General features: G+C 68.4%; 13 protein-coding genes. 5 read left to right on the forward strand and 8 right to left on the reverse strand.

All coding sequences use genetic code 11. From position 1 onward, the window contains the following. Positions 1-51: 51 nt before the first annotated feature. The 4 genes from ACQ859_RS17125 to ACQ859_RS17140 all read right to left on the reverse strand — a co-directional run bounded on the left by ACQ859_RS17125 (position 52) and on the right by ACQ859_RS17140 (position 2,433). On the reverse strand, positions 52-558 hold the full coding sequence (locus ACQ859_RS17125) for a hypothetical protein (protein ID WP_431261924.1): 507 nt from the start codon (positions 556-558) through the stop codon (positions 52-54). A 151-nt stretch (positions 559-709) separates the two neighbouring features. Then, the gene (locus tag ACQ859_RS17130) at positions 710-1,459 is read right to left on the reverse strand and encodes a sugar nucleotide-binding protein (protein WP_431261925.1); all 750 of its coding nucleotides are present in this window, start codon (positions 1,457-1,459) and stop codon (positions 710-712) included. 79 nt (positions 1,460-1,538) lie between these two features. Then, on the reverse strand, positions 1,539-2,078 hold the full coding sequence (locus tag ACQ859_RS17135; RefSeq protein WP_431261926.1) for a BLUF domain-containing protein: 540 nt from the start codon (positions 2,076-2,078) through the stop codon (positions 1,539-1,541). Continuing rightward, positions 2,029-2,433, reverse strand: coding sequence for a response regulator (locus ACQ859_RS17140; RefSeq protein WP_431261927.1), 405 nt, complete (start codon positions 2,431-2,433; stop codon positions 2,029-2,031). The genes ACQ859_RS17135 and ACQ859_RS17140 overlap by 50 nt, the downstream gene beginning before the upstream one ends. 257 nt (positions 2,434-2,690) lie before the next feature. Between ACQ859_RS17140 and ACQ859_RS17145 the strand changes: the two genes are divergently transcribed. Further along, entirely contained in the window at positions 2,691-3,275 is a 585-nt protein-coding gene (locus ACQ859_RS17145; protein ID WP_431261928.1) for a thermonuclease family protein, read from the forward strand. 48 nt (positions 3,276-3,323) lie between these two features. Here ACQ859_RS17145 and ACQ859_RS17150 read toward each other — a convergent pair whose 3' ends face one another. The 4 genes from ACQ859_RS17150 to ACQ859_RS17165 all read right to left on the reverse strand — a co-directional run bounded on the left by ACQ859_RS17150 (position 3,324) and on the right by ACQ859_RS17165 (position 7,201). Beyond that, positions 3,324-4,052 carry a zeta toxin family protein gene (locus ACQ859_RS17150; protein WP_431261929.1) on the reverse strand — a complete coding sequence of 243 codons (729 nt, stop codon included), beginning with the start codon at positions 4,050-4,052 and terminating at the stop codon, positions 3,324-3,326. 31 nt (positions 4,053-4,083) lie between these two features. Continuing rightward, positions 4,084-4,344 carry a hypothetical protein gene (locus ACQ859_RS17155; RefSeq protein ID WP_431257495.1) on the reverse strand — a complete coding sequence of 87 codons (261 nt, stop codon included), beginning with the start codon at positions 4,342-4,344 and terminating at the stop codon, positions 4,084-4,086. A gap of 40 nt (positions 4,345-4,384) precedes the next feature. Next, positions 4,385-5,212 carry a thymidylate synthase gene (locus ACQ859_RS17160; RefSeq protein ID WP_431257494.1) on the reverse strand — a complete coding sequence of 276 codons (828 nt, stop codon included), beginning with the start codon at positions 5,210-5,212 and terminating at the stop codon, positions 4,385-4,387. A 126-nt stretch (positions 5,213-5,338) separates the two neighbouring features. Next, positions 5,339-7,201, reverse strand: a complete 1,863-nt coding sequence (locus ACQ859_RS17165) for an ABC transporter transmembrane domain-containing protein (RefSeq protein WP_431266579.1) — start codon at positions 7,199-7,201, stop codon at positions 5,339-5,341. A gap of 183 nt (positions 7,202-7,384) precedes the next feature. On the opposite strand from ACQ859_RS17165, the gene ACQ859_RS17170 reads away from it, so the two are divergent. From ACQ859_RS17170 to ACQ859_RS17185, 4 genes are all read left to right on the forward strand, one after another. Beyond that, on the forward strand, positions 7,385-7,906 hold the full coding sequence (locus ACQ859_RS17170; protein ID WP_431257493.1) for a MarR family winged helix-turn-helix transcriptional regulator: 522 nt from the start codon (positions 7,385-7,387) through the stop codon (positions 7,904-7,906). 98 nt (positions 7,907-8,004) lie between these two features. Then, positions 8,005-9,468, forward strand: a complete 1,464-nt coding sequence (locus ACQ859_RS17175) for an efflux transporter outer membrane subunit (RefSeq protein ID WP_431261930.1) — start codon at positions 8,005-8,007, stop codon at positions 9,466-9,468. 96 nt (positions 9,469-9,564) lie between these two features. After that, positions 9,565-10,812, forward strand: coding sequence for an efflux RND transporter periplasmic adaptor subunit (locus ACQ859_RS17180; RefSeq protein WP_431261931.1), 1,248 nt, complete (start codon positions 9,565-9,567; stop codon positions 10,810-10,812). Beyond that, entirely contained in the window at positions 10,809-12,428 is a 1,620-nt protein-coding gene (locus tag ACQ859_RS17185) for a DHA2 family efflux MFS transporter permease subunit (RefSeq protein ID WP_431261932.1), read from the forward strand. The genes ACQ859_RS17180 and ACQ859_RS17185 overlap by 4 nt, the downstream gene beginning before the upstream one ends. Positions 12,429-12,488: the final 60 nt, after the last annotated feature.

Raw genomic sequence — 12,488 nt, forward strand, 5'->3', positions numbered from 1 at the left:
TCAGGGCATGGTGTTTTGACTCCTCACATCCGTATGCGTGCCTCACGGCAATCACTTGCGCACAGTGACCTGCGGTATCGCCTGCCTGAAGATGACGGTTCTCTTCGAAAAGAACGCTTGGTTGCTGCCGTTTTCCTCGACCCAACTGCCTGCATACGCCTGCGAATCGAATCCTGGAAGTTTTTCAAGACGGGCGAGAAGGCTGGATCCGAACAGCAACTCACCGCCGATGGCAATGCGACGACCAGACGAATAAAGCACCAGCGTCATCGTCGACTCACCGCCGCCGTCAAGACCTGACACCGCGACCACCCGCGTGATGTCAGCGAACTCCATCCGGACGTTGCGTCGGAAGTTGCGTCGCAGTTCCAGCCCGTGAGAGGTCATCGTCAATGAGGGCGCGAAGGCATCATGCCGGCGCCGCTGATACGCCTTGAGCGCCAGGAGTGCCCCGATCAAACCGGGCAAGCTACACAGGAACGCCAGCATGCCCCACGGCAATTGCACCGGCGTGAGCAGGTGGATCCCGATAAAGGGTGCCGTCAGCAGGATGGCCACAACCAAGTCCCTGCGACGGAGGGGAATTGGGGGCAATCGAGCAACCGTGCGTTCCGAGATACCCGGTGCCGCGCGCTGGAGGTCTTCAACGATCTGATGACGCGCAGCGTCAATGATGTCCTCATCCGAGGGAGAGCTTGCAGCCATCACCTCACCCCAGATGCACGCTCAACGCCGGCAGCATCGACCCACCGCTCTCATTTACCAGCCGCTGGTCATGCACATAGTCCTGCGTCACCTCGACCACCCAATCCCGCTCGAACTTCTTCCCCAGCCGCTGAACCACCTGATCGAACGTCATCGCATCCAACGCATTGCTGTCCAGATGAACCGGCCCGCCGGTGCCTTCCTGAACGAGATCGCAAAGCGCCGCCGCGGTGTCCGACATGAACGAGCACGCCGGCCGCCAGGCTGAGCTCGCGCGGATGCGCCCATCCCGGGCGTGCTGTTCATCCAGGTGGCGGAGCATGTTGTTGCCGACCGCGTCCGGCGCGATCTGCCAGCCGATGCGCGCCACCGTCGCAGACGGATTGGTCGTCAGCACCGCGTCCTCGCATCGACTCTTGTATTGCCCGTAGTCGTCCTTCGCGGTCCGCGGGTCGTGAGGGCGATGAGGTCCGCCTGACGATGCGTCGAAGACCATCGCCGTGCTCACGAAGACCAGGGGCACCCCGTGCAGTCTCGCGAAGCCTGCCAGTTGACCTGCCCAGGACTCGGCGCCCATCGCCAGGTGGACGATGGCATCCGGCGCCTCGGCGCGCAGGAAGGCGAGGGCCGCCGCCTCATTGGCAGGGGCCACCGCGCCGCGGTCCCAACCCACCACGTCCCAGTCTCGCGTCTCCGCTTCACGGCTCACCCAGGGCGCCACGGTGCCGTTCAGTCCGGTGATGAGGAGCTTCATGTCCAGTGCTGATCTTGGGCTGTTGACAGCCCCGACTCTGCCACGCGTCTCGGGTTCGCGCGCGACCGCCGCCATCGGGTCAGGACGCCAGCGCCATCCCTCGCATCGCGGCAGGGGAGAGGTGCGGGTCCTCCGTGTACTGCCGCCGCATCTGCTCCAGCAGCTCGCGGGCAACGGCGACCCCTTGCGTGGCCTCGATGGCCAATCGGGCCGACCCGTCGTCGACGAGGAGTTGCATGCTCCAGCGGTCAAACAGCCGGAGCACGATGGGCTCATCCAGAAGGAGCCGCAGGCCGACGTGTCGTTCGTCCCGCTCGATGCGCGCGAGGGTGCGCGTCACGTCCTCCGCTGGCCCTTCCAGGATCTGCGCGAACACCCCTGGCGCGATCGCGAGGGCCCCGGTGATGTCGAGACGCCGGTTGTTGATCTGCGCGACCGCCACGATGTGCTTCAGCACCTGGTCGGTCATGCCTTCAGCCATCGAGGAGACGTACAGGATTCGGCGGAGCATTCCGGTCTCGCTTGTTTGCCGAGAAGAAGGGGGCGAGGCGATTCCGCCCCGCAGGCTTTCAGAGTTCAGCGATCTTGAGCGTCGACCGCGTCGGCGGGGTCGGGGCATCCGCGATCACGACCAGCGCCTGCACCAGACGGTCCAGGTCATGGATCTTGTCGTAGTAGCCGGCGATGCCCGCTGCGATGCAGAGCGGCCCGAACACGCTTTCGTCCTCGCAGGTGACGGCATACGCCGTGCCTTGGAATCCGCTGGCCCGCAGGCGCTCGATCGCCGAGAACCCGGTGCCCGTGGATAGGGTCAGGTCGGTGAGGATGACGTCCGGCCTGCAGAGGCCTGCCGCCATGACGGCTTGGTCCTCATGCTCCGTCTCTCCCACGACCGCGGCACCAGGCACGCTGGTCAGGCGCTCGTGAAGGCGCCGCCGGAATGAGGAAGACGCGTCGATTAGCAGAATTCGCATTTTCTTGAGGGGCAGCAGCGTTCCCTTCCGTGCTGCGCGAGCAAAAAGTAGCCCGGACCGCTTGCGCGGCCGGGCGTAATCGACCTGGGTCGACCCCGCTCAGGGAGGAAAACGGGGACGAAGACACCGCTCATCACGGCGTAACAACGTGAAATGAATTTTGCACTTTTATCATTTGTGCGGATGTCGGCAAATCGCTGAACGGGCTATCGGGAAATGACCTACAAACCGGGTCCCTCCGTCACTCTGCAGTGTTCATGTCCGTGCCCTCCGGTAGATGCCTCGCTCCGATCTTTCCGATCTCTGCGTTCTCCTCGCTCCACGCATTCCTCGTCGCCGTCCTCTTGTGCAGCCTCGCCGGCGCCGCCAGCGCAGAGACGCTCCGCGGCGAAGTCGTCGGCCTCGCTGACGGCGACACGCTGACCGTGCTGGACAACGAGCACCATCAGCATCGCGTGCGGCTGGTCGGCATCGATGCGCCGGAGAAGCGCCAGGCCTTCGGGGAGAGATCGCGGCAGCACCTCTCGGCGCTGGTGTTCCGGCAGGAGGTGGTGGTCGACTGGAAGAAGAGAGACCGCTACGGCCGCATCCTCGGGGTGGTCCGCGTGAGATCGGTGGACGTCGGCCAAGCCCAGCTGAGAGCGGGCCTGGCCTGGCACTACAAGGCTTATGCACGGGAGCAACCGGCCGCACAGCGCTCCCTCTATTCGGACGAGGAGGTCGATGCGAGACGCGCGCGGCGCGGACTGTGGAGCGAGGCTGCGCCAACCCCGCCGTGGGAGTTCCGTCGCAGCAAGGCGACCGGCTCTAGAGCTCCGGCGGAACCTCAGTCTTCCCGTTGAAGTGCCAGGACTTGCCCCGCCGTCATGGGGAGGGTCAAGCAGCCGGGATCACGGATTGAACGACTGCCACAGCGCCGTCTTCGTGAACCACCTGGGCATCGCCCCCGCCTCGATCTCCATCGACTCGCCGTCGATGACCTGGACGAGCAGCTTGTGCTTGTCCGCCGAGTTGTCGAAGACGTAGGCCCGATTGGCCGCGGTGGCCGCCTCGGTCAGCAGGTCGATCGACCGGACATAGCGCTCGCGGATCTTGTCTTCCGGCACCGGATGGCCGCCTTGCTTGACGCGGATCTTCACGCGATCCACGTTGATCGCCGGGTCCTTCGTCGCCACGAAGTAGAGGTAGACGCGGTAGCCGCGCTCGCGGGCCTCCCGCATGAAATCGACCTTGTCGCCCGACGACATGACCGTCTCGAAGGTGAAGGTCTTGCCTTCGTCGAGCAGCTCCCGCCGGATGGCATCGGCCAGCACCGACGCCAGGTAGGAGTTGAACGGCCCGGGCACCTCGAGCATCAGCGCCTCGTCGACGCACATCTTCCCGAGCACCGCATGCAGTCCGAGCTTCCTGGCGAACGCGGACTCGCGGATGTGGGTCTCGAGGCTCTCCAGCACGCGCCCGGGCGTCGCCGTGATCCCGAGCGAGGCGAGGTCGAGCCGGCCTTCGGACTCGCGCAAGGTGCGCTCGATCTCGTCGGCGTTGATGAAGACGCCGATCCACTGCGGTTTGAGTTCGCGCTTGATCGTGCTCTTGCCGGAGCCGTTCGGTCCGGCCAGCACGCGAAGGCGGGGCTGGGACGCCTGGGGGCGGTCAGGCAGCTTCTTGCTTGACACGCTTGAGCACGACGCCGACCTTGACGCGCTTGTCCGGCGGCAGGGCCTTGATGACCGTGACGGACCCGTCCGCCTTGCGCTCCACCAGCTGCCCCTTGCTCGTCGCCACCACCACGGCGCCGGTCTCCGCCAGCGCCTGCTTGTAGGCCGCCCGGCCCGCCTTGGCGGCGAGCTCCGGGAAGCGGCGCTCGGCGGCGCGCATCGCGGATTCGGTCAGGTCTTCGGGGCGGCGGGCCATGGCTCGGTGCTTTCGGGGGAACGTGAGTCGGAGTCTAGCGTCACACCGCCACCGGCGCCTTGATCGCCGCGTGGTGCTGGTAGTCCTGCAGCTCGAAGTCCTCGAATTCGTAGTCGAAGATCGAGTCCGGCTTGCGTTTGATGTGCATCGTCGGATACGCGAAGGGCGTGCGCGACAGCTGCGTCTCCACCTGCTCGAAGTGGTTGGCGTAGATGTGGCAATCCCCGCCGGTCCAGATGAAGTCCCCCAGGCCCAGTCCGCATTGCTGCGCCAGCATCTGCGTCAGCAGCGCGTAGCTCGCGATGTTGAACGGCACGCCCAGGAAGATGTCCGCGCTGCGCTGGTACAGCTGGCACGACAGCTTGCCGTCCGCCACGTAGAACTGGAAGAACGCGTGGCAGGGCATCAGCGCCATCTGGTCCAGCTCCGCCACGTTCCACGCCGAGACGATGATCCGGCGCGAGTCCGGATTGGTCTTCAGCTGCTTCACGACCTCCGCGATCTGGTCCACGTGCCCGCCGCCGGCCTTCGGCCAGCTGCGCCACTGCACGCCGTAGACCGGGCCCAGGTCGCCGTCTTCGCGCGCCCATTCGTCCCAGATCGTGCAGCCGCGCTCCTGCAGCCACTTGACGTTCGAGTCGCCGCGCAGGAACCACAGCAGCTCCAGGATGATCGACTTCAGGTGCACCTTCTTCGTCGTCACCAGCGGGAACCCCTCGTTCAGGTCGAAACGCATCTGGTGGCCGAAGACGCTGCGCGTGCCCGTCCCCGTCCGGTCGCCCTTGGCCACGCCGTGCTCGTACACATGGCGCATGAAGTCTTCGAACTGGCTGCGCACGGGGCGCGGGGAGGTGAGGTCGGCGGTCATGAGGGAGATTTTAGAGTGGCGGACGGCCGAGGCCGCTGGCCCTCACCCCGACCCTCTCCTGCAAGCGGGAGAGGGAGCAAGAGTCAGGCGCTCTTCCGCGGCGGGAGAGGCGTGAGAGGGTCAGGGTCAGGCGTTGAACTGGAGGGCGGCCAGGCGCGCGTAGAGGCCGCCGCGCGCCACGAGTTCGGCATGCGTGCCTTGCTCGACGATGCGGCCGTGGTCCATCACGACGATGCGATCGGCGCGCTGCACCGTCGAGAGCCGGTGCGCGATGACCAGCGTCGTGCGGTCCCGCATCGCTTCGTCCAAGGCCTGCTGGACCAGGCGTTCGCTCTCGGCGTCGAGGGCGCTCGTGGCTTCGTCGAGCAGCAGCAGCGGCGCGTCCTGCAACATCGCCCGTGCGATCGCGATGCGCTGGCGCTGCCCGCCGGACAGGCGCACGCCGCGCTCGCCCAGGAAGCTGTCGTAGCCCTGCGGCAGCTGGCGGATGAATTCGTCCGCATGCGCGGCCTTGGCGGCGGCGATGACCTCCTCAGGACTCGCGTCCGGGCGGCCGTAGCGGATGTTGTCCAGCGCGCTGGCCGAGAAGATCACGCTCTGCTGAGGCACCAGCGCCATGCGGCCGCGCAGCTCCGCCAGCTTGACGCGGTCCACCGCCACGCCGTCCAGCTGCAGCTTGCCGGACTGGACGTCGAAGAAGCGTTGCAGCAGCTGCAGCACCGTGCTCTTGCCGGCGCCGCTCGGGCCGACCAGCGCCACGGTCTCGCCGGGCTCGATGCGCAGCGTGAAGTCCTCCAGCGCCGCGCGATCAGGGCGCGAGGGATAGTGGAAGCGGACCTGATCGAAGACCACGCGCGCCGGGCCGCTCGAAGCGGGCAGGGCGACCGGCGCCGCCGGGTCCGCCACCGGCGACTGCGCCGCGAGCAGCTCCATCAGCCGCTCCATCGCGCCCGCCGCGCGCAGCAGATCGCCCCAGACCTCCGCCAGCACCGCCACCGACGACACCAGCAGGATCACGTAGACCACCGTCTGGCCCAGGTGGCCGGCGGTGATCTTCCCCGCCATCACCGCCTGCGTGCCCTGGTACAGGCCCCACAGCAGCGCGCCGAAGGTCGCCGTGATGATGAACGCCACCAGGAAGGAGCGCACCTTGGTCCGCTTGCGCGCCGTGTCGAACGCGGCTTCGCTCGCGACGTCGAAGCGCACCGCCTCGCGCGCCTCCTGCGCATGCGACTGCACGACGGTGATCGCGTTGAGCATCTCCGCCGCGATCGCGCTGGTGTCGGCGATGCGGTCCTGGCTCGAGCGCGACAGGCGCCGCACGCGCCGTCCGAAGAACATCGCCGGCGCGACGACCAGCACCAGGATGCCCAGGACCTGCGTCATCACCCACGGGTTGCTGTAGATCAGCAGCGCCACCGCGCCCAGGCCCATGATCACGTTGCGCAAGCCCATCGACAGGCTGGAGCCGACGATGCTCTGGATCACCGTCGTGTCCGTCGTGATGCGGCTGACGACCTCGCCGGTCTGCGTGGTCTCGAAGAATTCCGGGCTCTGTCGCAGCACATGGCTGTAGACCGCGGTGCGCAGGTCCGCGCTGACCCGCTCGCCCAGCCAGGTCACCGCGTAGAAGCGCAGCGCCGAGAACATGCCCAGCGCCGCGCCGGTCGCGAACAGCCAGACGAAGTGCTCGCGCAGCGCCATCAGCCGGTCGCCCGGATCGGCGGAGATCAGGCCCTGGTCGATCAGCTGGCGCAGCGCGATCGGGAAGACCAGCGTCGCCGCCGCCGCCAGGATCAGGAAGACGATGGCCGCGGCGATCCGTCCCCGGTAGGGCCGCAGGAAGGGCCACAGCGCCGGTGCCATCGCCCGCAGGGGCGGGGGCGTCTGGGGCGACGTGCGCACGGCTTTTGCCTGACCGCCGGGTGCGGAGGAAGACGCCTGCGACCCGGAAGGGGCCGGGGCGGTACTCGTGGGGGTCGAGGACATCGAAGAAGGGGACATGGCGGACATGAGGTCAGTTTAGGGGCCACGTGTTGCGGGAATGTCCCTACCCGTGGAAAGCCCATCCCAGGCAGTGATTGGCACGGCAATCATTGCCTAAGCAATAATTGTCATCAAGCATTTCCGGAAACTCCGTCCCGGAAATCCGAAGTCACGAAAGACGACGCCATGAGTGCCAAGTTGCCCCCGCCCGCCGATTTCTACAGCGCCGACAGCTTCACGTCGGAGCCGAGCCTGGGCTGGCTCCTGCGGCAGATCAAGCAGTCCATGGTGCTGCAGGCCGACAAGATGCTCGGTCAGCATGACCTGACCCATGCCCAGTGGGCGCCGATGCTGCGTCTGCGCTTCAACGGCCCGATGTCTTCCGCCGCGCTCGCCCGCGAGCTGGCGATGGACGGCGGCGCGATGACGCGGCTGCTGGACCGGCTCGAAGCCAAGAACCTGGTGCGCCGCGAGCGCTCGGTCGAGGACCGGCGCGTGGTCATGGTCTCGCTGACCGAGGTCGGCGTGAACGCGATGGCCGCCGCCCCCGGCGTGCTGTCCAAGGTCTTCAACGACCACCTGGCTGGCTTCACCGACCAGGAGTTCCGCACGCTGATCGGCCTGCTGCAACGCATCGTGGTCAACGGCCAGGCGATCCGCGACGCGGGCCTGACGTCCGAGTCGTCGACCCTCGACAAATGCGAATGACGGACGACTGATCGACGAGTCACGACGAACAAGTGCGACCGATGCTCCCTTTTTCAATTGCCTGCTCCCTCCAAAAGAACAACATTGAGGACCCCCCGATGACTTCCCGATTCCTTCACCGCACCACCCTGGTCCTGGCCATGGGCGCGGCGCTGCTGATGGTGCTGACCGCCTGCGCGCCCATCCCCAAGCTGGACGAGTCCAACCGACCGATCGACGGCGCCGAGGCGGCCCGCCTCGGCCTCGACGACAGCCAGAGCCCGGCGATCGATGCCGCCTGGTGGAAGACCTTCCGCGATCCGCAGCTGGATGCGCTGGTCGACCAGGCGATCGCGAACTCGCCGAACCTGGCGCTGGCCCGCGCCCGCATCGCGCGTGCCGCGGCCATGACCGAGAACGCCGAGGCCGCGAAGCGCCCGGCCGCCGAGCTCGAGGCCGACGCGACCCGCCAACGCATCACCGAACACGGCATCTACCCGCCGCCGCTGGCCGGCAGCGTGCAGACGCTGGCCAACATCCAGGCCGGGCTGAGCTACGAGTTCGACTTCTTCGGCAAGCATGACGCGGCGCTGCAGGCGGCGCTCGGCCAGCGGCGCGCCGCCGAGGCCGATGCCGCCGCCGCGCGGCTGAGCGTGTCCAACGCCGTGGCCAAGGCCTACGTCGCGCTGGCCCGCAGCCAGGCGCAAGCTCGCCTGCTGGAGCAGCAGAAGTCGCTGCGCGACCAGTCCTTCGACCTGGTGCGCCAGCGCAGCGCCGCCGGCCTGGACAACGGCCAGGACCTGCGCGTCGCCGAGGCGCCGCTGCCCGACATCCAGCGCCAGCAGGTCGTGCTGCGCGAGCAGCAGGCGCTGCTGCGCCACCAGCTCGCCGCGCTGACCGGGCAGGGCCCGAAGGCGACCGAGTCGCTGGACGCCGCGCTGCCGGTCGCGCTCGACTGGCAGCAGGCGCCCCACCTGGACCTGCTGGGCCGCCGCCCGGACCTGGCCGCCGCGCGCGCCCGGGTCGAGGCGACCGCGCAGGACATCCGCGTCGCCCGCGCGCAGTTCTATCCGAGCGTGAGCCTGACGGCCTTCATCGGCCTGAACTCGATCGGCCTGGATGAGCTGTTCAAGAGCGGCAGCCGCCAGTACGGCGCGGGCCCGGCGCTGCACCTGCCGCTGTTCGACAGCGGCCGGCTGCGCGCCAACCTGCGCGGCAGCGCCGCCGAGCAGGACGCCGCGATCGCAAGCTACAACGTCGCGGTGCTGGACGCGGTGCGTGACGCCAGCGACCAGTTCACGACGCTCGAATCGCTGCGCCAGCAGCGCACGCAGCAGGACGCGCTGGTGGCCAACGCCGAGGGCCAGGCCACGCTGGCCGACCAGCGCCACCGCGCCGGCCTCACCGGCCGCATCGCGGTGCTGAGCGCGCAACAGAACCAGCTGCTGCAGCAGCGCGGCCAGATCGACCTGCAGGCGCTGACGGTCGACGCGCAGATCAACCTGATGCGCGCGCTGGGCGGCGGGTACGCCGAACCGGCCCGCGACGCCGCGCAGACGACGGCCTCCGCCGATCGCCGCTGACATCGCCGGACCTCCGACAGGCATCGACTCCGAATTGACGCGCCGGCCGCCACGCCGCAGGCGCTCCCGAATCACAAGAATCCCGAAGAGCACACCATGAGCGCAACGCCCCCGAACAACACGCAAGCTCCCGCCAAGAACGGCACCCGTAAGAAGGGCCTGACGGCCATCGCCGCCGTCGTCATCGTGGCCGGCCTGGGCTACGTCGCCTACGAATGGATCGTCGGCAGCCGCTACGAGTCCACCGACAACGCCTACGTGCAGGCCAACGTCGTGCAGATCACGCCGCTGGTCGGCGGCACGGTGCGCGCGGTCTACGCCGACGACACCGACTTCGTGAAGGCCGGCCAGAAGCTGGTGAGCCTGGACCCGGTCGACGCCCGCGTCGCGCTGGAACAGGCCCAGGCGCAGCTGGCGCAGACGGTCCGCGAGGTCCGTACGCTGTATGCGAACAACAGCGGCTTCGAAGCCCAGGTCAAGGTCCGCGAGGCCGACCTGAAGCGCGTCAGCGTCGACCTGGAGCGTCTGCAATCCGACGTCACCCGCCGCCAGCCGCTGGTCGCCACCGGCGCCGTCGGCAAGGAAGAGCTGGAACACGCGCAGTCGCAACTGACCTCGGCCCGCGCCCAGGCCGCCGCCGCGCAATCGGCGCTGCAGGCCGCGAAGGATCAGCTGGCCTCCAACCAGGTGCTGACCGACGGCGTCAAGGTCGAGGAACATCCGAACGTCCTGCGCGCGGCCGCGCGCCTGCGCGAGAGCTACCTGGCGCTGCAGCGCGCCGAGCTGATCGCGCCGGTGGACGGCTGGGTCGCGCGCCGCTCGGTGCAGCTGGGCCAGCGCGTCGCCGCCGGCGCGCCGCTGATGGCGGTGGTCGGGCTGCAGCAGGTCTGGGTCGACGCCAACTTCAAGGAAAGCCAGCTGGCCAAGCTGCGCATCGGCCAGAAGGCGACGCTGGAAGCGGACGTCTACGGCAAGAAGACCGAGTACCACGGCACGGTGCAGGGCCTGGGCGCGGGCACGGGCGCGGCCTTCGCGCTGCTGCCGGCGCAGAACGCCACCGGCAACTGGATCAAGGTCGTGCAGCGCGTGCCGGTGCGCATCGCGCTGGACCCCAAGGAAGTGCAGGAACACCCGCTGCGCGTGGGCCTGTCGATGGACGTGCAGGTCGACATCCGTGAGCAGGGCGGCGCCATGCTGGCCGCCGCGACCGGCGCCAGCGCGCCGCGTCTGCAGACGGCGATCTTCGACGTCCAGGAGAAGGCGGCCGACGAGCAGGTGAACAAGATCATCGCGACCAACCTCGGCAAGGCCGCGGTCAAGGCGAACACGAACCGCGTGCAATGAGCGATTCCACTCCCACCGCGCCCGGCGCGCCGGCGGCCCCCGGGCCCGCCGCGCCCCCGGCGCCCGCAGGGCCGCCCGGCGGCCCCGCGCCGCTGACCGGCACCGCGCTGGTGCTGGGCACCATCTCGCTGTCGCTGGCGACCTTCATGAACGTGCTGGACTCGTCCATCGCGAACGTGTCGCTGCCCGCGATCGCCGGCGACCTCGGCGTCAGCCCGGTCCAGGGCACCTGGGTCATCACGAGCTTCGGCGTCGCCAACGCGATCTCGGTCCCGCTGACCGGCTGGCTGACGCAGCGCTTCGGCGCGGTGCGGCTGTTCACGACCAGCGTGCTGCTGTTCGTGCTGGCGTCGTGGCTGTGCGGCTTCGCGCACTCGCTGGAGATGCTGGTCGTCGCGCGCGTGTTCCAGGGCCTCGTCGCGGGCCCGATGATCCCGCTGTCGCAGACGCTGCTGCTGTCGAGTTATCCCAAGCACAAGGCGGGCACGGCGCTCGCGTTATGGGGCATGACGACGCTGGTCGCGCCGGTGGTCGGGCCGCTGCTGGGCGGCTGGATCACCGACAACGTGACCTGGCCGTGGATCTTCTACATCAACGTGCCGGTGGGCCTGTTCGCGGCCGGCCTGACGTGGAGCATCTACCGCACCCGCGAGACGCCGACCAAGAAGCTGCCGATCGACACCGTCGGGCTGTCGCTGCTGGTGCTGTGGGTGGGCTCGCTGCAGGTGATGCTCGACAAGGGCAAGGAGCTGGACTGGTTCGAGTCGAACCAGATCATCGCGCTGGCCGTGGTCGCGGTCGTGGGCCTGGCGGTGTTCATCGTCTGGGAGCTGACCAACGACCATCCGGTGGTGGACCTGCGCCTCTTCGGGCGGCGGAACTTCCTGTTCGGCGCCTCGGTGCTGTCGATCGCCTACGGGCTGTTCTTCGGCAACGTGGTGCTGCTGCCGCTGTGGCTGCAGCAGCACATGGGCTACACCGCGACGGCCGCGGGCTTCGCGCTGGCGCCGGTGGGGGTGCTGGCCATCCTGCTCTCACCGGTGGTGGGGAAGAAGGTCTCGGTCTGGGATCCGCGGATGATGGCGAGCTTCGCCTTCGTGATGTTCGCGATCGTGCTGTGGATGCGTTCGCTGTTCACGACGGACACGGACCTCGGCACCATCATGATCCCGACGATCCTGCAGGGCGGCGCGCTGGCCTTCTTCTTCATCCCGCTGACGACGCTGACCCTGTCGGGCATCACGCCGGACCGGATCGCCGCGGCGGCGGGCCTGTCGAACTTCGTGCGGATCACGGCGGGCGCGATGGGGACGTCGATCTCCACGACGCTGTGGGAGAACCGCGCGGCGCTGCACCACCATCACCTGGCGGAGCGGCTCGCGCTGGGCGACCCGGCGGAGACGGCGGCCCTGGACACGCTGCAGCGACAAGGCTTCAGCCACGACCAGGCGCTCGCGTATATCAATCGGCTGGTCGACCAGCAGGCGTTCACGCGCGCGGCGGACGACATCTTCCTGGCCTCAGCCGTGCTGTTCGTCGTGTTGATCGCCTTCGTCTGGCTGACCAAGCGGCCGCCGAAGATGGGCGCGCCGGTGGATGCGGGCGGGGCGCACTGACGGCGATCGCGGATCGAGGCGACGCGCATCGCCCGGCAACGAAAGGGGTCCCTCGGGACC

This window comes from Roseateles chitinivorans (genome assembly GCF_050632235.1).
Taxonomy (GTDB): domain Bacteria; phylum Pseudomonadota; class Gammaproteobacteria; order Burkholderiales; family Burkholderiaceae_C; genus Roseateles; species Roseateles chitinivorans_A.

What these genes read in the sequence shown, in the direction of transcription:
- ACQ859_RS17130 (WP_431261925.1), bottom strand. Translation starts at nt 1,459, where the DNA reads ATGAAGCTCCTCATCACCGGACTGAACGGCACCGTGGCGCCCTGGGTG.
- ACQ859_RS17135 (WP_431261926.1), bottom strand. Translation starts at nt 2,078, where the DNA reads ATGCCCCGACCCCGCCGACGCGGTCGACGCTCAAGATCGCTGAACTCT.
- ACQ859_RS17140 (WP_431261927.1), bottom strand. Translation starts at nt 2,433, where the DNA reads ATGCGAATTCTGCTAATCGACGCGTCTTCCTCATTCCGGCGGCGCCTT.
- ACQ859_RS17145 (WP_431261928.1), top strand. Translation starts at nt 2,691, where the DNA reads ATGTCCGTGCCCTCCGGTAGATGCCTCGCTCCGATCTTTCCGATCTCT.
- ACQ859_RS17155 (WP_431257495.1), bottom strand. Translation starts at nt 4,344, where the DNA reads ATGGCCCGCCGCCCCGAAGACCTGACCGAATCCGCGATGCGCGCCGCC.
- ACQ859_RS17160 (WP_431257494.1), bottom strand. Translation starts at nt 5,212, where the DNA reads ATGACCGCCGACCTCACCTCCCCGCGCCCCGTGCGCAGCCAGTTCGAA.
- ACQ859_RS17165 (WP_431266579.1), bottom strand. Translation starts at nt 7,201, where the DNA reads ATGTCCTCGACCCCCACGAGTACCGCCCCGGCCCCTTCCGGGTCGCAG.
- ACQ859_RS17170 (WP_431257493.1), top strand. Translation starts at nt 7,385, where the DNA reads ATGAGTGCCAAGTTGCCCCCGCCCGCCGATTTCTACAGCGCCGACAGC.
- ACQ859_RS17175 (WP_431261930.1), top strand. Translation starts at nt 8,005, where the DNA reads ATGACTTCCCGATTCCTTCACCGCACCACCCTGGTCCTGGCCATGGGC.
- ACQ859_RS17180 (WP_431261931.1), top strand. Translation starts at nt 9,565, where the DNA reads ATGAGCGCAACGCCCCCGAACAACACGCAAGCTCCCGCCAAGAACGGC.
- ACQ859_RS17185 (WP_431261932.1), top strand. Translation starts at nt 10,809, where the DNA reads ATGAGCGATTCCACTCCCACCGCGCCCGGCGCGCCGGCGGCCCCCGGG.